This is a genomic window from Nostoc sp. DedQUE07, assembly GCF_034530975.2.
GTDB lineage: Bacteria > Cyanobacteriota > Cyanobacteriia > Cyanobacteriales > Nostocaceae > Nostoc.
The window spans coordinates 50,669-72,533 of record NZ_JAVRCC020000013.1 but is presented as its reverse complement, the minus strand read 5'-3'; the positions used below and the strand labels follow the sequence as shown (position 1 = coordinate 72,533).

General features: G+C 41.9%; 17 protein-coding genes. 7 read left to right on the top strand and 10 right to left on the bottom strand.

Going from position 1 to position 21,865, the window contains the following annotated elements:
• Window positions 1-493: 493 nt before the first annotated feature.
• Window positions 494-1,279 (bottom strand): type I methionyl aminopeptidase, encoded by a 786-nt coding sequence (map, locus tag RMZ95_RS13000; RefSeq protein ID WP_322684104.1) that lies wholly within the window; start codon window positions 1,277-1,279, stop codon window positions 494-496.
• Entirely contained in the window at window positions 1,279-2,295 is a 1,017-nt protein-coding gene (locus RMZ95_RS12995) for a Gfo/Idh/MocA family oxidoreductase (protein WP_322684103.1), read from the bottom strand. The genes map and RMZ95_RS12995 overlap by 1 nt, the downstream gene beginning before the upstream one ends.
• Window positions 2,296-2,925: 630 nt before the next feature.
• On the opposite strand from RMZ95_RS12995, the gene RMZ95_RS12990 reads away from it, so the two are divergent.
• Window positions 2,926-3,225 carry a ferredoxin gene (locus tag RMZ95_RS12990; protein ID WP_322675522.1) on the top strand — a complete coding sequence of 100 codons (300 nt, stop codon included), beginning with the start codon at window positions 2,926-2,928 and terminating at the stop codon, window positions 3,223-3,225.
• 268 nt (window positions 3,226-3,493) lie between these two features.
• Here the strand turns inward: RMZ95_RS12990 and RMZ95_RS12985 are convergent, their stop codons facing one another.
• Complete coding sequence (locus tag RMZ95_RS12985; RefSeq protein WP_322684102.1) at window positions 3,494-5,191, bottom strand: SpoIID/LytB domain-containing protein; 1,698 nt, start codon at window positions 5,189-5,191, stop codon at window positions 3,494-3,496.
• Between the two features lie 115 nt (window positions 5,192-5,306).
• On the opposite strand from RMZ95_RS12985, the gene RMZ95_RS12980 reads away from it, so the two are divergent.
• From RMZ95_RS12980 to RMZ95_RS12965, 4 genes are all read left to right on the top strand, one after another.
• Window positions 5,307-5,570: a ParB N-terminal domain-containing protein gene (locus RMZ95_RS12980; RefSeq protein WP_104907642.1), complete on the top strand. Its 264-nt coding sequence runs from the start codon at window positions 5,307-5,309 to the stop codon at window positions 5,568-5,570.
• A gap of 188 nt (window positions 5,571-5,758) precedes the next feature.
• Window positions 5,759-6,250: a Dps family protein gene (locus tag RMZ95_RS12975; RefSeq protein ID WP_289799395.1), complete on the top strand. Its 492-nt coding sequence runs from the start codon at window positions 5,759-5,761 to the stop codon at window positions 6,248-6,250.
• Window positions 6,251-6,347: 97 nt separating this feature from the next.
• Window positions 6,348-6,992, top strand: coding sequence for a nucleotide exchange factor GrpE (gene grpE / locus RMZ95_RS12970; RefSeq protein ID WP_322684101.1), 645 nt, complete (start codon window positions 6,348-6,350; stop codon window positions 6,990-6,992).
• Between the two features lie 860 nt (window positions 6,993-7,852).
• Window positions 7,853-8,179 (top strand): STAS domain-containing protein, encoded by a 327-nt coding sequence (locus tag RMZ95_RS12965; protein ID WP_322675524.1) that lies wholly within the window; start codon window positions 7,853-7,855, stop codon window positions 8,177-8,179.
• Here RMZ95_RS12965 and RMZ95_RS12960 read toward each other — a convergent pair whose 3' ends face one another.
• From RMZ95_RS12960 to chlP, 6 genes are all read right to left on the bottom strand, one after another.
• Entirely contained in the window at window positions 8,180-9,316 is a 1,137-nt protein-coding gene (locus RMZ95_RS12960) for a PP2C family protein-serine/threonine phosphatase (protein ID WP_322684100.1), read from the bottom strand. It abuts the gene before it with no gap.
• A 393-nt stretch (window positions 9,317-9,709) separates the two neighbouring features.
• Window positions 9,710-10,477 carry a DUF1350 family protein gene (locus RMZ95_RS12955; protein WP_322684099.1) on the bottom strand — a complete coding sequence of 256 codons (768 nt, stop codon included), beginning with the start codon at window positions 10,475-10,477 and terminating at the stop codon, window positions 9,710-9,712.
• A 237-nt stretch (window positions 10,478-10,714) separates the two neighbouring features.
• On the bottom strand, window positions 10,715-11,434 hold the full coding sequence (locus tag RMZ95_RS12950) for a hypothetical protein (protein ID WP_322675527.1): 720 nt from the start codon (window positions 11,432-11,434) through the stop codon (window positions 10,715-10,717).
• A gap of 357 nt (window positions 11,435-11,791) precedes the next feature.
• Window positions 11,792-13,144, bottom strand: coding sequence for a pentapeptide repeat-containing protein (locus RMZ95_RS12945; protein ID WP_322684098.1), 1,353 nt, complete (start codon window positions 13,142-13,144; stop codon window positions 11,792-11,794).
• A 105-nt stretch (window positions 13,145-13,249) separates the two neighbouring features.
• Window positions 13,250-14,611: a DUF3370 domain-containing protein gene (locus RMZ95_RS12940; RefSeq protein WP_322684097.1), complete on the bottom strand. Its 1,362-nt coding sequence runs from the start codon at window positions 14,609-14,611 to the stop codon at window positions 13,250-13,252.
• A gap of 675 nt (window positions 14,612-15,286) precedes the next feature.
• A complete protein-coding gene (gene chlP, locus RMZ95_RS12935) occupies window positions 15,287-16,507 on the bottom strand; it encodes a geranylgeranyl reductase (RefSeq protein ID WP_322684096.1) in 1,221 nt (406 codons plus the stop codon).
• A 369-nt stretch (window positions 16,508-16,876) separates the two neighbouring features.
• Here chlP and yidD point away from each other — a divergent pair, with 369 nt between their 5' ends.
• Window positions 16,877-17,383: a membrane protein insertion efficiency factor YidD gene (yidD, locus tag RMZ95_RS12930; protein WP_322684095.1), complete on the top strand. Its 507-nt coding sequence runs from the start codon at window positions 16,877-16,879 to the stop codon at window positions 17,381-17,383.
• Between the two features lie 95 nt (window positions 17,384-17,478).
• Entirely contained in the window at window positions 17,479-18,495 is a 1,017-nt protein-coding gene (locus RMZ95_RS12925; RefSeq protein WP_322684094.1) for a sulfate/molybdate ABC transporter ATP-binding protein, read from the top strand.
• A gap of 178 nt (window positions 18,496-18,673) precedes the next feature.
• Here RMZ95_RS12925 and RMZ95_RS12920 read toward each other — a convergent pair whose 3' ends face one another.
• Window positions 18,674-21,493 (bottom strand): pitrilysin family protein, encoded by a 2,820-nt coding sequence (locus RMZ95_RS12920; RefSeq protein ID WP_322684093.1) that lies wholly within the window; start codon window positions 21,491-21,493, stop codon window positions 18,674-18,676.
• Window positions 21,494-21,865 lie beyond the last annotated feature (372 nt).

Genomic DNA, 21,865 nt, shown 5'->3' with positions numbered 1-21,865 from the left:
GATTCACTACTCCTAATTCACCAGCACCCCATCCACGCAAGCGATACTCCACTGCGGAAACTTCGCCAGCAGTTTCTTAACGACAATTTGCAAAACCGGATTGTTATAGCAAGGGACTGGGGACTGGGGACTGGGTGAAAAGCCTTTTTGTGTCTAAGTTTTATCGTCTGTTGATGTCCTAACCACCAAGGCTTGTGCTATATTTCAGCATTCCTGCAAGAAGTAAAATCCCGGATTCTGCCCCGAATTCGCCGCAACGCATGAGTTTCTGCATACGCTCTGGTCGCAGATTTGACCTTGCAAAAATATATTTTTGCACTCTTAGGGAAAAGGGACTCATGTTAAAGGGAAAGGATTTTGAATTTCTTTACCCTTATCCCCAGAGGGAACCCCACCTTCCCCTTTACCCCGACAAATGCCAAGAAGTCTATTTATTTCTTAGAAGTCCCCAATCAAGTTGCAAATCCCATAATTAGGAATTATGAATTATTAATCATACAGCCCAGTAATTCTCGCCTTCAGGTAAGGTAAGGATTTCAACCCCATCTTCAGTTACAGCTAAGGTATGCTCGCATTGAGCAGAAAGCTTGCGATCGCGCGTTACCGCCGTCCACTTATCGCCCAGAACTTCGACTTCGTAAGTACCTTCATTAATCATTGGCTCAATGGTAAAAACCATCCCTGCTCTGAGGCGCTTGCCCTTACCGCGTGTGCCATAGTGGGGAACATCCGGCGCAGTATGGAAAATATTACTGATGCCGTGGCCAACGAAATCTCGCACTACAGAAAAGCCTTGTCCTTCAGCATACTCTTGAATGGCTGCACCAATATCGCCAATGCGTGCCCCAGGCTTAACTTCAGCAATACCTAGACGCAAACATTCTTCTGTCACCTCTACCAGCTTTCTCGTTTTTGGGGAAGGAGAACCAACAAAAAATGTCTTGGATGTATCGCCGTGATAACCTTCAACAATCGGTGTGACATCAATATTAATGATGTCACCTTCCTTAAGGATTTGCTTGGCGTTGGGAATGCCGTGACAAATTACCTCATTTACACTGGTGCAAATCGATTTAGGATAACCCTTATAGCCAAGGGGTGCGCTTTTTGCTCCATGCGCTTGCGTCCAACGTTCGGCTTCATCATTTAGTTCGAGAGTGCTAACCCCTGGTTTCACAAAGGGTTCTAGATGCTGGAGAAGTTTAGCAGCTAAACGCCCAGCTTGACGCATTTTCTCTATTTCTCGTTGGGATAAAATAACAATTAGTTCAGTTTTCATTAACTTTTATCTAAAGTATCTTTCATAAACATAGTTAACCCTGTCTGTGCAGCTCTTTGTGCAGTATCAGCAACATGCAGGGTATACAAGCTTTCCTCTGGGGTAACGTACAAAGGAGTCCCGTCAAAAAGATGGTCTAACACCATACTCGTATCTTTGGCGAACAAACCCCGACGAGGCCCAACCTCTATAGGTGTTGTTTCCCCTGGCTGGACGAATATTCCGGTGTCACCATCAAAAATTAAACCACCTTTTTCACCGTGAACTTCAAACTTCCGCTCTGATTGCCAAATACTTTCGCCTTTGCCATACACGACTTGGGCTAAAAGTCCACTGTTAAAGGACAGTTCACTAGTGCAGAAACAGGTTTGGTAGTATTCCGGTTCTATTTCCCAATATCGCTGATGACAGTTAACACTAAATACTGTACCAAATAAATCGATGAGGCGATGTAGGCGAGACAGGGCACCAATTAAGGGAAAGCCGAACAACTCGTGGTTATAAGTCCATTTGCGGGGTGCAGGATTTTGAGGATTGATGGTGCTGTAGCGAACATAAAATACCTCACCAATTTTGTCTAAGTTTTGCTTCAAAGCTTGATGCAAACCACCCAAAAGTTCCAGATGTTCAACGTGTAGGAGTTTTTGTTGTGCTTTGGCTAAGGCAATCAGTTCCTCGGCTTCAAATACATCCAACGAAAGAGGATACTCTACAATCACATGTTTGCCGTTGCTAAGTGCTGCACGAGCGATCGCACCATGATCTCGATTAACAGTAGAGATCGCTACTAGGTCTATATCTTCACGCCCTACTAGCTCTTGCCAAGTACTCAAGACTTGAATCTGGTAGTCTCTAGCAAAGGTTTCGGTTTTTTCTCTTGTATGACCAACAACTGCGACTATGTGCGATCGCCGATCGTGGAACAATGCCTCAGCCCGTAACTTTGCCGCATACCCAGTACCTACCAAACCTACACGCACTCTTGCTTTTTCCAAAGCTGCTTCTGAATTATACATGATCCTCATTAGTTCTGTTCTCGATCTTCCCACGCTTCTAATAGTCAGATTCTCTCTTCATGGGATTCACCAGTCTAGACTCTACAACATTCGTCCTACCCTCTCAAGGATAAATAAGACTTTATTTGAAGCTAGATAGAATTACGTGTACTCAAAAAGGAAGACTTCAGAAGAAAAGCCCCTTTTTTATTCATAATGTCAGACATTTGTCAATATAATAATGAACAAAAAAATGGCAAAATAAAAATAATATCTCTACTGTTATAACGGGCGCATTTAAATCAGATTAGAAAATGAAACAGCCCTATTTTTTAAAGGAGCTGGTGAATCTCTTCTACGTAAGTTCTACAAAATCTCGGTAACATTAACCTTACTCATGTTTACGTTTTGTTTATATAATTTTTTTTAATCACAACCTGGCTAGGGTCGAAAATAATATAAAGAAAACTTATCGGGATTAAGTAACTAAATTTCATTACTAATCGGGTTCAATTTCCAGTTACATCGTTTAATTTTTCTCGTAGTATCAGAATTGAAGCAAATTTGAACCAACGGCTAATTCCACAGAACAGCCGTGACCTTTGCCTTAAGATAACTTATACTGCCGTTTGTAAAAGAGAGGATTTCTCAATGCCAAGTTATAAAGTGACACTAATCAACGAGGCTGAAGGACTTAACACAACAATTGACGTTGATGACGATACCTATATTCTAGATGCTGCTGAAGAAGGTGGTCTTGACTTGCCTTATTCTTGCCGCGCTGGTGCTTGCTCGACCTGTGCAGGTAAAATCATCAAGGGTACTGTCGATCAGAGTGACCAGTCATTCTTAGATGATGAACAAATAGAGAAAGGATATGTACTGACTTGTGTCGCCTACCCAACCTCTGATTTAACTATCGAAACTCACAAAGAAGAAGACCTTTACTAAGAGTTAAACAACTCAAACATAAACCTCTTGCAAGAGTTACTAATGTTGACAAAATACAAACAGGATATCTAGAGTTAACACCCTTGCAATGCAATGCCGTGTGTACCTCTGAAGGCGACTTTGAAAAAAGTCTAATTTTATGGTGGGCAGGAACGCAGTAAATGTTGTGTTCCTGCTTAATTTTTTAAGTATGGAGTTTCCTCTCTATTTTTTGCCTCTTCTTAACTCCCGACTCCTAGCGAAAAATGCAACTTGAATGCCAATAAGCTTAAAGCTTAGTCTCTTTGTTGAGAATTTGAATCTGAGTACCAGGATAGTAAAATTGGAGAATTTTTGGACTTGACCAACCTAGTTTAGCTAAATTTTGAGCGCCAGTTTGACTCAAGCCGACTCCATGTCCTAATCCACCACCAATAAAAGCGTATCCCCAGAGTTCTGGTTTGCCTTTGTTCAGGGGTTCGATGTAAAAAAGCGTACTTGTAGGAGCGGCAAAAGCACTGCGAACTTCGTCTTTGTACAAAATAAAGGTACTGCGATCGGTTTTAACCGCAAGTTGCAGGATACGTCCACTCTGGCTGCGCTCCAATACTGCCATAGCCTGAATTGTCTTAAATTTGGCATGGGGACTGTTTTTCACGAGTAAAAACTTCTGCAAGTCCTTGATAATATCTTTTAAAGGCGTTTCCTTATGCCAACGAAACATATCCCACTTGCTTTCATTAAATCCTTGTTGCGTATTAATAAATTTCTGAAAATTCTTTTCATTTGCTAAATTCTGCTTAGACAAGTCCCAAAAATTAGTCGGAGCATCCAGTACAGGACGCAGATAGGGACGATCTTCGCCATTCCAGACATCGCTAAAGGAAGCGGTGACGCCACCAGTGGTAGAAGAATACAGGGCGTCTACGAGTTCATTTTTATAAGTTAGTACTTTACCCTTAGTTGAGGCGATCGCCTGGTCTGTTTTGGCTGCTGCTCCCTTCAACCCATAATAAACTTGGCAGTGAGTATCAGCACACAACTGATAGTTATCTGCGGCAAACCTACGTAAATTTCTCAAAGCATAAGTCCGGGCAAGAATTGCCTGGGCTTCCAGCGCCGCTTTTGGTGCATCTGTTCCTATTTCGTAAGGCACAACCCCACGCAAATAAGTTTCTAAAGGTACTTGATTAACTAGAGTATATGTGCCATAAGCATTTGGCTGCAAATTCATTCGACCGGCATAAAGACGAGCAAACTCTTGTTTTTCGGTTTTATTTACCCGAATTAAGTTTTTATCAGTGCTAATTTCCAAGTTATTTGGGCTATAGCGATTACCATCCACCACCCAACTCACTCGCGGCACTTGCTTCAAAACTTTAGTATCAAGATATACTTTTTCTTTAGTAGAAGCTTGGATGTTTTGTAATAACAAGCGTCGCAGTAAAGGGGTGCTGTAAACATCTCGTTTAGCCCAAACCTGCCAGCGTTCTGGCTGGGCTATTTCCACTTCCATTCCCTGAGTACGCCATTTATTAGCACTGTCTTCCGCAGTTTCAAAAGTGCGGTATGTGCCCAAAACTACTACTTCTTCGACTGCTGACTGGGGTAAAGCTTGCATAACTGTTTCCAGCTTTACAGGATTTTTCGTAAACAGGACTTGCTGCTTATTGCCCACTTGAAATTTTAGCTTTAAGCGATCGCCTTTTATGGGTTCCAGTTGCAGCTTGGCTGTGGCTTCGGCGCCAAATCTTTGCACAATTCCAATTTTCAGTTCTATATCCTGGATGTTGCTCTCAGGCCCTGATGCAGCAGTCAGTCCCAATAGACAAAATGTTGTAAGCACAGCGTGGGGAAAACGCCAAAACGAAAATTTCATGGCTACCTGATAGGGAAGCGATAGCGAGTACTCAAGGGTCTTCTGCCCCTTAATGCGTCGTTGGAGCTGATTTTCCAATTGCTTTGTAGTGCGGTTTTTTTGTCGCATGAATGCTCCAATGATACCATTACCAATTTTGCCCTAAATACTAGTTGCAAAACGAAGTCATAATGACTATGATTTATATAGAGACAAAAAACAGAATTAGTTGGATAAACTTTTTATGGTAAAAGTCCAAGAAATTCCATTAAATCAGATAAAACGGCCATTGCCGCGTACAAACGATCCAAATAAAGTACAAGCCTTAATGGAATCGATTGCGGAGATTGGGCAGCAAGAACCTATTGATGTCCTAGAAGTAGATGGACAATATTATGGCTTTTCTGGTTGCCATCGGTATGAAGCTTGCCAGCGTTTAGGCAAGGAAACCGTTTTAGCCAGAGTTCGTAAAGCACCCCGTAGCGTTTTGAAGATGCACTTGGCATAGAAAATGGGAGTGGGGAATAAGGAGCAGGGGAGCAGAGGAGACAAGGAGACAAGGGGGACAAGGTGACAAAAGTTTAGAACTTACAATCAAGTCTTTCCCCTTGTCCCCAATTCTCCTTGTCCCTAAGTCCTCTTTCCTATACCCAATTTCCAATCCCCCATTACATATAACCTAATTAGGAGAAAATTATGTCATCGAAAGTAACAGTCAAAAATGTAAATATCGGCATTGACGAGGCGAGTAGGGCTAAAATTGCCGATGGCTTATCTCACCTGTTAGCTGACACTTATACACTGTATCTGAAAACTCATAACTTCCATTGGAATGTAACGGGGCCGATGTTTCAAACATTGCATTTGATGTTTGAAACCCAGTATACAGAATTAGCCTTAGCAGTTGATTTAATAGCCGAAAGAATTAGAGCGCTTGGCTATCCTGCACCAGGAACCTACAGCGAATATGCCAAACTGAGTTCGATTCCAGAAACTCCCGGAGTTCCTAAAGCTGTGGAGATGATTCGCGAACTTGTGGAAGGACAAGAAGCCGTAGTCAGAACTGCACGGTCTATTTTCCCGGTGATAGAGGAAGTTAACGACGAACCTACCGCCGATTTATTGACTCAGCGGATGCAAGTACACGAAAAGACAGCTTGGATGTTGAGAAGTTTACTGGAAGAATAGGAATTAGGGAATAGGGCATAGGGAATAGGGAACAGAGAAAAAACTTAATCGCCAATGCCCCATTCCCAATGCCCCATTCCCAATGCCCCATGCCCCAATGCTCCATTCCCAAAAGTTGCAAGATTTAATGCAACAGGTAGGTATTTCTAGTTTTAAAGGTCTGAGTCGCGCTGCTGGCGTCTCAGAGCGTCAACTTTTACGCTTACGCCAAGGAAAGTTAGAGCAGATGCGGGTAGATGTGCTGCTTAAGCTTTCGCCAGTGCTACAGATGCCATTGAATGAATTAATCGCAACTTTTTCAACCGTAGAGTTATTACACGAGAAAACAGCGCCTACTCAGGAATTGTTACAAGAAATTACAGATTTAAGAAGAGAGTACGATCGCTCGCAGCTTCAATTAGAACAACAGCGAGAAATATTACTACAAGAACTCCAGCAGTCGAGTTTGCAACTGCTGGAGTCTTTATTATTGCAATGGCCAACAGCAGCACAGAAAGCGCAGGAGAATCCTCAGCTAGCAGCAGTCAAAATAGTACCCTTGGTGCAGAAACCCCTAGAAAAGCTGTTACAGGCGTGGGGAGTAGAAGCGATCGCCCCTGTGGGAGCAGAATTACCTTACGATCCCCAACTGCACCAATTGCTGGAGGGAACTGCACAACCTGGAGAAACAGTCAAAATACGCTACACTGGCTACCTTCAAGGTGAGAAGCTGCTTCACAGAGCCAAAGTGAGTCCTGTTTGAGGGCGTGAGCAGTAGAGACGCGATTAATCGCGTCTGTACAGGAGTAACAAATTCATAACTCTTTACTTTTTGTATTATTTGTCGATAAATGACAGATATTGGGAATACTAAAATAGCAAAGGCGATGCCTTCGAGAAAACTTCTTTTAAAGCCTTGGTGTCGGTTCTAGCTTGCTTGGCGCTGTTTAAACCTAAATTTTTGGCTCTAGAGCGGTAGTCCAGAGGTAAATTTTTTCAATTATGTAAGTAATTGGACATAAATAAATGTAGATCCTAGTTACTATCATAAATACTCACGGAGGAAAAGCTGCTGCTGGACTAGGTTTAGCTATACGTAAGTGTAGTTCAGACTGTTGGAATTTTGAATTGCTTAATGACAGCTACGATCGTGAGATTTATTGGAGAATTTCAGTTTTGCAAAAATCTTTGGGAAATAATCTGAAAAGCAGTAACTTCAGCTTGTATGTAAGTAAGTATATATTTAAATCGAGAAGATGCAAGTAAGTCGGCGTTCAAAAATCAACATACATGATAGAACATCAAATCAACGAACTGCTTATAGATTGGTCATTTTAACATCTTTACAAAACTAAATATACCAGTTGTCGATCGTGACAACTTACTTAGCTGGTTGATTTATAGTTGGTCTATTTATAGTAAAAAAACTATACATAATTAAGCTAATAATTTTTTTAATTACAAAAAAATAGATTCAAATTTTTATAATTAATCTTTCTCTATCCCGATTAATTATCAATTATTAATCAATATTTAATCTTAAATTTTATTTTACAAGCATTTTTAAATGTTCTATAATAGCGAAATCAGAGTATTATTTACATAAGTCAGAGTGACATAATTATGAGAGAGCAAGTAAAAGTTATTAAGCTCAGTGGTAATTTGAATGCCACAACTTCACAAGACTTTCGACAAAATATCACAAATATTCTAGAAAGTGGTGCGAAAATTGTGTTAGTTGATTTTAAAGATGTAACGTTTATGGATAGTTCGGGTTTGGGAGCTTTAGTATTAGCTTTTAAAACCTTGCGAGCCGCAGATATTAAGCTTGTTCTCTGTTCAATTAATGAGCAAGTCAGAATATTATTTGAACTGACTAATATGGATAAAGTATTTGAAATATTTCCCAGCCAAGATGCATTTAATCAGGTTTTAGTCTCTAATACGTAATTAATCAAACTTCATTTGCAAAATAGATAAATCATCATCAAAAGCATCTTTGGAGTTCAGAGCTATTAAATAACTGAGTACGCGATCGAGTTGGCTATCAACAGAACCTTGTAAGCTAACCAGTAGCTGAATAAAAGCATCCAAACTCCAAAGTGTGCCGTCTGATTTAGTTATTTCATAAGCGCCATCACTAAAAATATAAAGGGTACTGAATTTTTCAATATTGCAAAACCCATCAACATATTTTGCCTCTGGAAACATGCCAACTGGCATACCAGGGGTTTTTAGGAGTTGAACTTCAGACTTTCTTGGAGATGTGCCGGTTACTAAAACTGCTGGTGGATGACCTGCACTAGCATAAATTAACTGGCGGTTGATTCGGTTGTAAACTCCGTACCAAATCGTAAAGTATTTATCATTTTGATAATTCATCTGAAAAGTGTCATTTAAAGCCTTCAATACATCACTAGGTTGATAGTAATCAAGACCTTTGAGCGCACGGGAACGCAGCAAATTCAGCACTGAAACAGAAGGAAGAGTAGCTTTGAGTCCATGTCCGGCAGTATCGAGTAGGTAAATTGCCAGATAGTCATCATCGAGCCAATAGTAATCGAAACAGTCACCGCCGAGTTGTCGTGAGGGAATGAATCGAAAATTTATATTGAAGGGTTCAGCCATAGAAGGAGGTAGCAGCGATCGCACATATTCTGCTGCTTCTGACATTTCTGATTCTAGAAGCAACTTTTGAGCCTGCAAATCTCTACTCAACTGATGCAGGCGTAATCCTGCTCTTACCCGTGCTTGTAATTCATTATGCTCAATAGGTTTAGAGATAAAATCATCAGCACCAGCGTCTAGACCTTTGACGCAATCGGCAACGGAATCTAAGGATGTTAATAAAATAAAAAATGTGGTGAAAAATTTGGGGTCTGTCTTAATGTGGTGGCAAACTTCCAGACCATTCAACCCTGGCATGATCCAATCACAAATAATTAGTGCTGGACGATAAGCTAGTGCCTTTTCTATTCCTTCTTCACCGCTACTGGCAGTAACTACTTCATAACCCTGTTTTTCCAACATCCTTTTCAGGAGTATTTTTATTGAATAGTCGTCATCAATTATTAGTATTTGAAACATATAAATTTGTTGAAAACACTCATTAATAATTTTTTGCCAAAATCTAAAATAAAAATATGATGTCAGCTAATAAGCTAGTAATATCAATATAGAAATGCTGCTATAGTGCTATTGTACCTTGCGGATACTGCTTGCTTCTCTCTTGGCGTTAGCCTCTCCCTTTGGGAGAAGGGGAGACGCTAGCGCAACGGAGAACTCTTAAAGTAGTCGTTACATATCTATGTATGCAATATGTTTTGATTCCTCTCTCTTAAAAAGAAAGAGAGAGTACCCTTCGTTGTAGCAACAGGCTTAAGAAATTGAGGATTTGGTCTTTATTAAACTCAAATTAAAAGCACTATAACTCATTTCTATTTACCGATCGAATTTACGACTATTTAACAGTCATAAATATTATGGTGTTCCCAAAGGATTTAGCCATAAAAGAATATTGCTTTTTAACTGGTTTAAGTCACGGTATGCTTCTTGTTTGAACCATTGCCCTAAAGCATCAAAGGGGGTAAAAGATGTTCCCGTTTGCCATTTAATATCTTGACCCAAAGGTGTTGTATGACTTCCTGGTAACGTTTGTGCTGTCACCATCTCATCAAAACGTTCTTGTAAGATTTTGGTTAAAGCTGCCGATTGATCGATGGTGTCATTACTAAATTTTATTAATAAATTGCGCCGGACATTGTAATGTTCTTGGACAAGTTTGTTAGTTTCCAACGGCGAAGGGGTAAATTCGATTTTCAAAGTAGAATTGAACTGCTCTACTAGAGGGATAGCTTCTTTAGCGGCGTAGTTGTTGAAGGATATTAAAATATTCCCTGCACGTTCTACTTTAAACAGGCTACCAATCAGCAAGTGGAGTTTACAGCCCATACTGTGTCCAACGCCGTAGATGGGAAAGTAAAGCTTGCGTAATGCCCTAGAATCATGCAATCGTTCGAGGGTGCGGTCAAAGTTTAACAGCACAGATTTGGCGATCGCAGTATGATCCAATGTATTGACGAAAGGCGTAGCAATTACAACGTAGCCTTTACTTGCCAGTTGTTCGAGTAACCAGCGATAAGTGATGTGCGGTGCAGTGGCGACAAATGCACCTCCTAAAAAATGAACGATACCTATGGGATTTTGGGGAATGATTACCCAGTTTCCTCTAATTTCTTTCCAGTCCATACGGATAAGCGATCGCTTTACGATTATTCTTTATGTTAGACCGGGGATTGCAACCGTGGGAAAGATTATGGAAAAAAGCCATTGAGAATATTTTACTAGCAGACTGGAAGCCAACTCACCCAGCAACCTCTATGGATTTATCAGTAGCATCTACGCTTTCTCTAACTCTTACTGAGTACCGAGTGAATTTACGAGTGCTTTCTAAATTCCTATTACAAAACTTAATTACAAATTATCTTAACGTTGAGTCTGTAATCTTTTCATTTCGTATTGCACATCTAATGCAATTTGTAATGCTTCATTGAGTAACCTTCCATGTTCAGTAGCCTCCTCTGTTACTTGCATCGCTGTTAAAGTTGCTAAATTGTTGACAAATAGTTCTGTATTACTGAGGATAAAATTCTTATTTTCTCTCAAAATCCTTTCTGTCTTCAAAGCGCGAACTAAATCAGTTTTGGTAAGTTTAAGCGCTTCGATTACATCCTCTCTTTCCTTGATAATCACTTCTGGATTACCAGCTTCTTCTATTTGGTCATTAATATCTATAACTCTAATAACAGTATTATATCTATTAACCTCGTTTAACAGGATTTGCAGAGATTTTGTCATATTAGCTTTAACTAGCTTACTTTTACTTTTCCAGATAAAATACAAAATACTTTGCGTCAGACCGCCAACCCAAAGTCCTAAAAAAAATAATAATATCCATGATGGAATTGTTATCCACGTCACAAACATTTTAATAATTAGATCGAATAAAATATAGACAAAAAGAAATGTAGAAAATCCAATAAAAACTACAGTTGCTCCTTCAGAGCTTTGAAGTTTTTGTATATATACATTTACTAATCTCTTGAGAGGATTTGTAATGATTATAAGTTTCTCATTGACAGGTAAATTAGTCAGCTTTTGCAGATCGTTCTGACTAATTTCCAATCCCTGTAAATCATCCCGCACAGCTTTTAAACCCTTGCCAGAATAGTTATTTAATCTAATATAGCAATCAAATTTCTAGAATGCTGGCATTTTATCTAAACTTTTTCAAGCAAATTAATACTTGTAAGCAATGTCAATAATTTTTGTACAATATGATACTCTTTTGCCAGGATAACTATTTACTCCTAAATTCTGAATTCAGAATTTAGGAGTAAAACCACTCCGCCTCCGGTCAGTTTCAGATGGGGTTTAAATCCCCGTCTGAAAATGTCTTTAATTTTGAATTTTGAATTTTGAATTGTTAATATTGCTTGTATATTTTATTTTTTGTCAGTCCCTAAAGGGTGTTTTACTCCTGAATTCTAGATTTTGCTGTCACTATCTTCCCAACTTATTAGGAATACCTTCACAACCACCAGGAATAGTACCTCTAGTTTTCTCGCCACCCCAAGTGCAACAGTAGTTACGTGTAGACTCAGACATTCGTTGTACGTTGCTGAAATCGGCATTTTCTACCACAGCGCCGGTTTGTTCGCCGGTTTCATAATCTGGTGGTTGGGTGCGGCTGCGGGGTGAGGCTTTATCTACTACACCATAGAATAGGCGAATCCCGTTGATGTCAGCATCATTGAGATTCGCACCATATAAAATTGTGCGGGAGAGGTTGGCTTTTACTAGATCGCAACCGCTCAGATTGGCGCGGACAAGATTAGCTTCGCTCAGATCAGTCCAACGTAAATCAGTACCAGAAAGGTCTGCTGCGGCTAGCATTACGCCTAAATCGATGACGCGCACACCTTCGAGGCGGTCTTCTGCATATCCGCCAGTTCCATCAAGAATGGCTCGACCTAATAAGCGATCGCGTTTTAGGGGCGACAGCAACTTGGAACGTGACAAAAAACGGAGAATTTTCGCTTTCCCACTACCATCGACACTACTTAAAATTGCCGCAGTGCGTCCTTCAGCGATCGCTCTTTCTTGGGGCCAATCTTCTAATAATCCTTCTTCATCTAATACCAAGTCGGAAACGCCTTGGAAGTAGGAATCAATTGTCTGTTGCTGGGTGATGATATTTTGCTGAACTGTCAGCATATTTTGCTGAATTGTCAAGTCTTTGGAAATAACATATTGTCGCCATGCTACGTAAACGGCAATGATGGCGATCAGAATTTGCCCCAAAGCGCCAAACCATTCTGCGAGGCTACCAGCAGTTTCCCAGTTAATCTGGCGTCCTAAAAGCAGCAAGCGATCGCCTACACCTGTGAACCTGATCGTGCCGATAATGGCTACTATTAGTCCCAAAAAGGCCACAAACAGGGTACGTTCTTGGGGTGAAAACCATTCGTCTAAAACTTCTTGCAACCAAGGCAATAATATCGCCAGGGATAGTAGCAAAGCCATCAGTGTTCCGATAATGCCGACGATCCAATTATTGAGGATAATCCCAGTGAAGGTAATGGCGATCGCGATTAGAATAATCAGCAATGCCCTCGGCTTAACTGTAAATTGCTTGCTAATGGGTTGCTTGAAGTCAGAACGGGCTTGTTGTAAAGCAGTTGTATGTTGCGAAGATTGCAAAGACCCAATTGCTGCTAGTGCTTGTTGTGTCGCTAGTGCTTCTGAGGCTAGGTTATTCTCATTTGCACCACCGTCAAAGTCATCTGGTTGCGAATCGTTTTCGGGGCCTGGTTCTGGGGTTGGTAGATTAGAGGAATTGGATTCAATCGTCATGTTTTCTATTTTGCCCCAGTAGATTAAGAACAACATCTGTTTTATCAGAAATTGCACTCAACTCAAGACTTGTATTCCATACAATACTTCTGGAATTTTAAATTGTTAATTTTGATCTACAGTTTGGATTGTCAACATTTGAGGGGGCGTAGCATCAGGTGGGTAGAGAAAATCCACTTCTACTAGTCGGCGCTGCCCAGGAGATATTTTTAATTGAGCCAGCGGTTCTCCCATCTGTCCCCGTTGTTGAACTAAATGCCAATATTGAGTTCTGGGTAAGCCATTATCGTCATTGTAGCGAATACGAACAGTGCCTCGGAAAAAGACAGCTGGTGCGGGTGGTGAAAAAAAGCGAAGCCCTGGTTTACTTAACTCATCTTCTTTTATAGGCGTTTGAAAAAGTACATTTATAGTTTGCGGCTTATCCGTATTGTTGAATAATGGTAGAGAGATGTTGTATTCAATGCCGTAGTTGCCGTGAGCTTTGTAAGCAGTACCAGGATAGCGCGCTACGAGTTTAGCAGTTTGGTTTTGTCCAGTACCCATTTTGCCAGCCAAAAGGGTACTTAAACCGTAGGAAAAAGCTTGTCCTGATTCGGGAATTGTCAGGTATGAACTATTAGAGTCGGTAACTTGTGCTTGCCAACGAGAGCCAACAGCTACTCCCGCTACCCGTCCGTAAATTTCTGTTGCCCCTGCAAGCTTATCTGGAGGACTGGGAGCAGATTCGCGGGGCCCAGCAAAATCACCATTTTCTAATAAATTCTCCCATTCTTCTAAAGTAGGCGCTCGTTCGCTACCATCGGGATTGGGTTTGGCAAACATGGCCAGGTTCGCCAGATAAACAGGACGATCGCTATACAAACGTAACAAAGTAGAACGTCCATTCAATGGCGGCGTTAAAGTCCGCACTGGAATTGGATGATTCATTAACATCCGGCTTTGTTTTGGTGGAATTACCAACTGGGCCGGCCATCCTTGTCGTCTGACTCGCAGCACATCATTCATGACGCGATCGCCTGGCCCTGCATAAATGTTTCCCGAATTATTTGACAGCATAGAAGGCAGCTTGACAAAAGGTGCATCAGGTTGACTCACATAACTAGCTGCTTGCAAAATGTTGACAGTTGCAGAGCGATCGCTGGGATTGTAAACAATCACTCCCAAATAAAGAGTCCGCAAATCATCTGGTGTCTCAATCGCTCTAGCAATATGGTGAGAAAATAAATCAAACCTTCCCTGAAATGGAAAGTTTAGGTGGGCGCTGGGGAATTTTTTGCCTTGAGGAGGAAATGTAGAAAGCAGAATTCCTTCACTTTTAACTACTTCTGGATTATTACTATTAAATACTGGTACTTCGTCAAGATATCCTGTTAAAGGTCTTGTTTGTTGGGGAACGAAGATTTCCTGCGGTGGAGGAGAAGGCGATGCTTGAGCTAAAAACAAATAGGAAATAAAATTAAGCATTTATTCAAAAAGCAATTTATCGCTGAAGTTCAGAATACAGCATACTTAATCTCCCCCCAAGTGTGACAAATTAGAGGAGGTTTGCCAAAACTCTCACCAAAGTAATTTAATTGGAGCGATCGCCTTCAGTTGCCAGTCTGAGATATCCACTATTCCTGAATGTTATCGAATCGATGTAGTTGCATGATTTGCCTTCTTTACTAACTAAGTACAACATTTCATTAATTCATAGCGAATTAAATTCGGCAATACCCTCCAATGACAATGCGTCGGCCGCCTTGTTAATGCGTCGGCTTATACATCGGCTTGTATTGTTAATGCGTCGGCCGCCTTGTTAATACATCGGCTTGCATTGTTAATGCGTCGGCCGCCTTGTTAATACATCGGCTTGTATTGTTAATGCGTCGGCTTGCATTGTTAATGCGTCGGCTTGCATTAAAAACGCTACACTTTACGCAAAACTGTACTAAGTAAAGAGTTGTGCTATCTAGAACATTGAAAACTAACCCTTTCAAGGTGACTCGTAAAATCTCTTTTTTCTCTCTGGGTTGCGCCAGTTGCTACCCTTCGGAAACATATATTGTGGGGTGGGCATCTTGCCCGCCCTGATTCATGAGCGTGCAGGATGTCCACCCCACAAAATTGAGTAATTTCTTTGTTGGAAGTGCCACTCAATTAAGGTGCAAGGGCATTACCCCGAATTAGACTACCAATGGTTTTAGCAGTAATCTTCAATTGGGTGATGGGATTAGCTGGGACAACAGTCTTATACAGATAGCTATCAAATGTTAGCCGTTGTACATCGAGGTCATCGCACATTTCCACAAAGGCTTCGCGGGTGGCGTCAGAACGATAGAATACGGTTTGCAGAATGTCCAGCACCTTGTAAGTGAGTCCGTATCTTTTATCCCAACGTTTTAGGTAAACCTTGAGGTCGCCTTCTGTAGGAATACGGCTACCACTGTTAGATGCTTCCACAATGGTTTCGGCACACATCCGCCCAGACTTAGCGGCAAAATAAATACCTTCACCAGAGGACTTGGTAACATAACCAGCAGCATCTCCCACCAAAGCAATGCGACCGACGACACGACGGGGACGGGGATGTTCGGGAATTGGGTGGGCTTCGACTTTGATGATTTTACCGCCAGCTAGCTTCTCGGAAGCACGGGCGCGGATACCAGCTTGTAACTGTTTGATGCTGGCTTTATTGATGTGCATTGTGCCAGTACCGACAGCTACGTGGTCATATTTGGGGAAAACCCAAGCGTAGAAGTCAGTAGAAACGTCATCACCGACATACATTTCGGCGAGGTCGTTATAGTAGGCCATTTTGTCTTCGGGTAAGCGAATCCGCTCTTGGAAGGCGATCGCATAATTGTAATCTCCAGCGTCCATTTCTTTGGCAACGCGGGAATTAGCCCCATCTGCCCCAATAATCAGATCCACTTTCAGAGTTTTGGCAATACCCTGTGATATACCATCTGTGTGGTCAATGTAATGAATCGTATAGGGATCGGTATTGTTTCCTGGTATATCGAGTTTATGAACAGTTGCATTAATTAAATTTGCGCCGACTTTTGCCGCGCGATCGCGCAAAAAGCCATCTAGCACTTCCCGGCGGCACATTCCTATATATTCATCTTCATTTACCAGATTGATATCAACCTCGCGATTGGAAGGCGAAATCATTTTCATCTTCCGTACCCGGCGATCGATAATCTCTGGTGGTAAGTCAAATTCACTCACCATACACAGGGGAATTGCGCCCCCACAAGGCTTTGCATTGTCTAGCTTCCGCTCAAACAGGTAGGTTTCAATCCCAGAGGCTGCCAGTGTTTCAGCGGCAGATGAACCAGCAGGGCCTGACCCAATAACAGCAACCCGTAGTGTCAAAGGTCTTTCTCCCAATCTTCACATTTACCGAGAGCATACTACCACGGTCTTTTGGGTGATTTGGCGCTTTACCTCCAGGTTTCTGCTTAAATGCAATATTCCTTAATGTTTCGATACGAATTGAACCTGGGGGATTGGGCATTGGGCATGGGGCATGGGGCATGGGGCATTGGGGTATTGAGTATTTGGTATTGAGTATTGGGAAGAATGAAGAACAGGACTTACGTAAAATCATGAAAAACGAACTGCATAGATGCAGAGCGGCTTCCCGCAGGGTAGAACGCACAAAAATAAGAGTTTTAGAAAGCTTTTGCCTAAGTACTAAAGAATATTGGTTAGTGCCAATGCCCAATGCCCCAGTTATAAAATATGCAAATTTCCTTATTCGATTCTTTTACTAGACAACTTAGTACTGCCGCAATTAATGGATATCAAAAACATATTTCTCCACACAAAGGTTTTGCTTGTGCCCACAGAATACTATATGGCGGCGAATCTTGCTCTCAACACATTAAGCAGGTAGTTGCCAAGAAAGGGTTAAAAGCAGCTTTTGTTAATTCCCGCGAACGATTTCAAGCTTGCAAGCAAGCCAACCAAATTTTGCGAATGCAGAGCGAGAACTCAGAAGAATCCATACAGGATGAAGCAGACATACAACAACGACAAGCATCTGGTAAAGTTGCTCAAAAATCTTCATTTATTAGTAGCGACAATACCAACTGTTTTGATTGTGCCGATTTGGGCTGTAATTGTGTCGAGATCGTTAGCATAACACCCGATTGTGGTTCCCTAGATTGTGGTGCTGCTGATTGTAGTTCCCTAGATTGCAGTGGTGCTGACTGTAGCTTCCTCGATTGCGGCAGTTGCGGTAGCTAAATCTTGTTCATCCATAAATAACAATGTATGGTATATGTAGGACACAGTAATCCTACCAAGGATCTGTAGATTTAGTTGCAGAGGTTATAGTAGCAGTGGGTATAGTAGTTGAGAACGTCTCCAAACAATTCGGGAGTTTCAAGGCAGTTGATGAGGTTAACCTAGAAATTAAGAGTGGTTCGCTAGTTGCATTACTTGGGCCATCGGGATCGGGTAAATCTACGCTACTACGGTTAATTTCAGGTTTAGAAATGCCAGATAGCGGCAAAATCCTGCTTACCGGTAAGGACGCTACATACCAAAGTGTGCAACAGCGAAATATTGGGTTTGTATTTCAGCACTACGCCCTATTCAAGCATCTGACAGTTAAGCAAAATATTGCCTTTGGCTTAGAAATTCGTAAGGCACAGCCAAAGAGGATTAAAGGACGGGTAGAACAGTTACTCGAATTGGTGCAATTGACTGGATTAGGCGATCGCTATCCATCACAACTTTCTGGTGGTCAAAGACAACGGGTAGCTTTAGCAAGGGCATTGGCAGTAGAACCGGAAGTTTTATTGCTAGATGAACCCTTTGGCGCACTTGATGCTAAAGTTCGCAAAGACTTACGGGCATGGTTACGCCGCCTCCATGATGAGGTTCATGTTACCACAGTTTTCGTTACACATGACCAAGAGGAAGCAATGGAAGTCTCCGATGAGGTTGTGGTGATGAATAAAGGACGTGTGGAACAGGTAGGGACACCAGCAGAAATTTATGATAATCCCGCCACCGCATTTGTAATGAGCTTCATCGGCCCGGTGAATGTATTACCCAGCTCTTCAAAGATTTTTCAAAGTAGCGGGTTTGATGCGCCACACCCACAAGTCTTTTTGCGTCCGCAAGATGTGATTTTAGAAAAGACTGCTAACGGTACGACTACGGCTGCAACAGTAAGCCGATTAATACATTTGGGTTGGGAAATTCAGGTGGAATTAACTTTCGATGACGGGCAAGTAGTGATGGCGCATTTAACACGCGATCGCTTTAATGACTTAAAGTTAGAACCTCTACAGCGAGTGTATGTGAAGCCAAAGGATGCAAAGTCCTTTCCAGTGTCTTATTCAATTTGAATGAGGCAGGAGGCAGAAGGCAGGGGGCAGGAGGCAGGAGGCAGAAAGTAAGAAGGTGATATTAGCCATCCTACTAAATCATTCGTAAACAATGAAATCCCCGACTTCTTAAAGAAGTTGGGGATCTTGTTATTGCGATTTTTACCAATTAGATAGGATTGTTATTTCTCTGAAATAATTAGCTACCCTTGGTTACACTATCTCCAGGCCCGGCGGTGACAATCACCAGATTTTCTGGCTTAATTAAATCTTCAATTGCCTGTTGCATATTAGCCATAGTGACTGCTTGAATCCGTCGAGGAAACTCTCGGATTTCTGACCGTGAAAGCCCTAAAACAGCATTATCCAAAATGATGCTTGATACATCACTAGGATTAGCTAAATCCACGGGGTAGCTATTGGTAATTGAGCGTTTTGCCGTGTTTAATTCAGCCTCAGTTACTCCTTGCTCGCGTAACTGTTTTAGTAAAGCGAGAGTACTGGCGATCGCTTTTTGGGCATCAAGAGGAGCAGTCTGCATTTGAATCAAGAAGGGCCCCGGATTAATCCCGGCGGCAAAACCACTATATATACCGTAGGTTAAACCTTGGCGATCGCGCACTTCCGTACCCAAGCGGCTGGCTAAGGTATCACCACCCAAAATTTGATTTAGCACCAGTGCCGCATAATAACGCGGATCTTTCCGAGAGATGCCGTTGTAGCCGATGTAGGTGACAGCCTCAGCTTTACCGGGAATTACTTTATTTAGTTGTGTCAAAGTTTGCGGAAATGGTACGGTTGGTATTTTGAGAACAGGTGGCTTACCTGTGGCTTGCCATTTACCAAACACTTCATTTAGCAAAGCTTTTACCTTAACTGAATCAAAGTCTCCCACCAAAGCGATCGTCGTGGTATCTGGTCGGTAGTGTGTCTGGTAGAAACCAAGCAAATCATCACGAGTAATAGTCTTTAAACTATCGGCTGTGGGAAAGCTGTGGAATGGATGATTTTCAGGGTAAATTGCCTGTTGGAATACTTGCCTTCCCAAACCTCTAGGGTCATCCAGTTGAACTTTCAGACTTGTCAATGCCCTTTGGCGACTTAGTTCTAACTGATCTGCGGGGAAAGTGGCGTTTTCTAACACATCTGCCAGAGTTTGAATTAATATTGGCAAATTTGCTGAAAGTCCCTCACCGCTGACGTTAACTCCCTCACGGCTAGCACCGAAGCTCAAACCGGCTCCCAGGTCTTCTAAGGTTTTTGCTAGGGTCAGAGCATTTTTAGTCTGCGTCCCATTCATTAAGTTGCTTGCAGTTAGATTCGCTAATCCAGCTTTTTGATTGCCATCAAATTCAGCACCAGCGTCAATTTGTCCGCTCAGGTTAATAGTGGGAAGATTGCGATCGCTCAACAGCAGAACCTTCAAACCATTCTTTAAGGTAAACTCTTCTGGTAGTGATTGTTTAGCTGAATCTGTCTCTGATGTGGCAGGTGGCAAATATTTTGCTAGTTCTGCTGGATCTACAGGCTTACCAGGGCTGAAATTTTCCACCGTGCGACTAGAACCAGCACTAGAAGTTCCTGGTTTACCATCTGGTTGAGTCGGCTCAAAGAAACCGATGGTTTGTTGAGCCGGATTAAGGTAAGTTTTCGCTGCTTTCTGGACTTGAGCAGGAGTCACTTTCGCGATCGCAGCCAGATACCTTTCAATAAAATGATAATCCCCTGCGATCGTTTGGTTATATCCCAGTTGATTAGCTTGACTCGTGATATCTTGATTACCCAAAATATATGAGGCTTGCAGTTGCGTCTTCGCCCGCTTCAACTCTTCTGAGGTAACAGGCTGCTGTTGCAATTTTACTAAAGATTCCTGGAGTACCTGGGCAATTTTCCCCAACTCTTGACCGGGAGCTGCCGTAGCATCAATTTCATACCAACCCGGTTCGATCAGTTCAGCAGCACCACCACTCACTGAACTAGCAAGTCCAGATTCCACCAAAGCCTGATAAAGTCGAGAACTACGTCCACCTGTAAGAATGGCATCCATCAAATCAATTGCCGGGACATCAGGATGTTTGATATCTGGCAAAGGATACACCACTTGCAATAGTGCTGTACTTCCAGGTTGCTTGAGGACAATCGGTGCTTTTTTCGCAACAGGGGTAGACGAGGAAGCGTCAGCGATAGAATTAGATGCTAAGAAACGATCGAGTGCTCTGGTTGCATTATCAACTGCCGTATTCTTTTTTGGTCGTTGCGATAACTTTCCAAAAGTTTCTTGGACAACTTTGAGTGCAGGTTTTGTGGCAAAATCTCCGGTAATCACCAACGTGGCATTTTCTGGGCTGTAGTAGGTTTGGTAATAATTCCGTACCTGCTCCAGCGTGAATTTCTCGACATCGGCTTTTGTGCCTCCCACTGATAAACCATAAGCTCGATTGGGGAAAGCAGCCCGCATCACTGCCCGACTCAGACGATAACCTGGTGAATTTTCGTATCCCTGTAACTCGGAGATCACCACCCGCTTTTCACTGGTGAGTTGTTCAGGCCCAATTAAGGAGTTTTCCATGCGATCGGCTTCTAGTGTCAGCAGTGCTTCTAATTTGTCTCGCTGCACTGTGCCAAAGTAAGCTGTTTCGTCATAACTAGTAAAAGCATTGAACTGGCTACCCAAAGCACTAAACAACCGTCCAAACTGTACAGGACGGTCATTTGTACCTTTGAACATTAAATGTTCTAGCTGGTGAGAAATACCATTCTCTCCCTTAACCTCGTTGCGCGAACCAACTTTATACCAAACTTGCACGCTCACCACGGGAGCAGTATGAACTTCCTTGGTTAATACCGTTAAACCGTTGTCTAATACTGTTTTTTGCACTCCTTGGGTGAATGAGAGAGCAGAGACAGGTGTGACTGCTGTTGGCGTTGCAGCATTAGTGAAATTGCCAGCCATTGGCACGATAGTTAAAATAAGGCTGAGGAAAAATCCTAAAAGCATCATGTACGATCGCCGTTTCATAAGCAATACAAAATTTCCAATTTTAAAATAAAACCCCAAAGGGTATTTCAAAATTTAAATCTAACTCAAGTTGCTAGTTATTGAGGGAATAAGACGAAAATGAAATCAAATCCCCTCAAAGGAGATGATATATAAACTTATTGCTGTACTACTTTTTTGCCCATAGCATATCTGGGTGTATTTTTTAAAACTACCCAAGGGTTATTAGGTGCGGCGATAAAACTTTTACAGAATATTAGAAATTATTGCAAATAGATTAACAAGCATTGCAATGTGTTTCTTTTTACACGATTGTAGTAATATCTACTTTTAAAATTGGTTTGATACCTGTTGTCATCCCATTCGGGTAAGTATCTCGGTCAAACTAGCAAA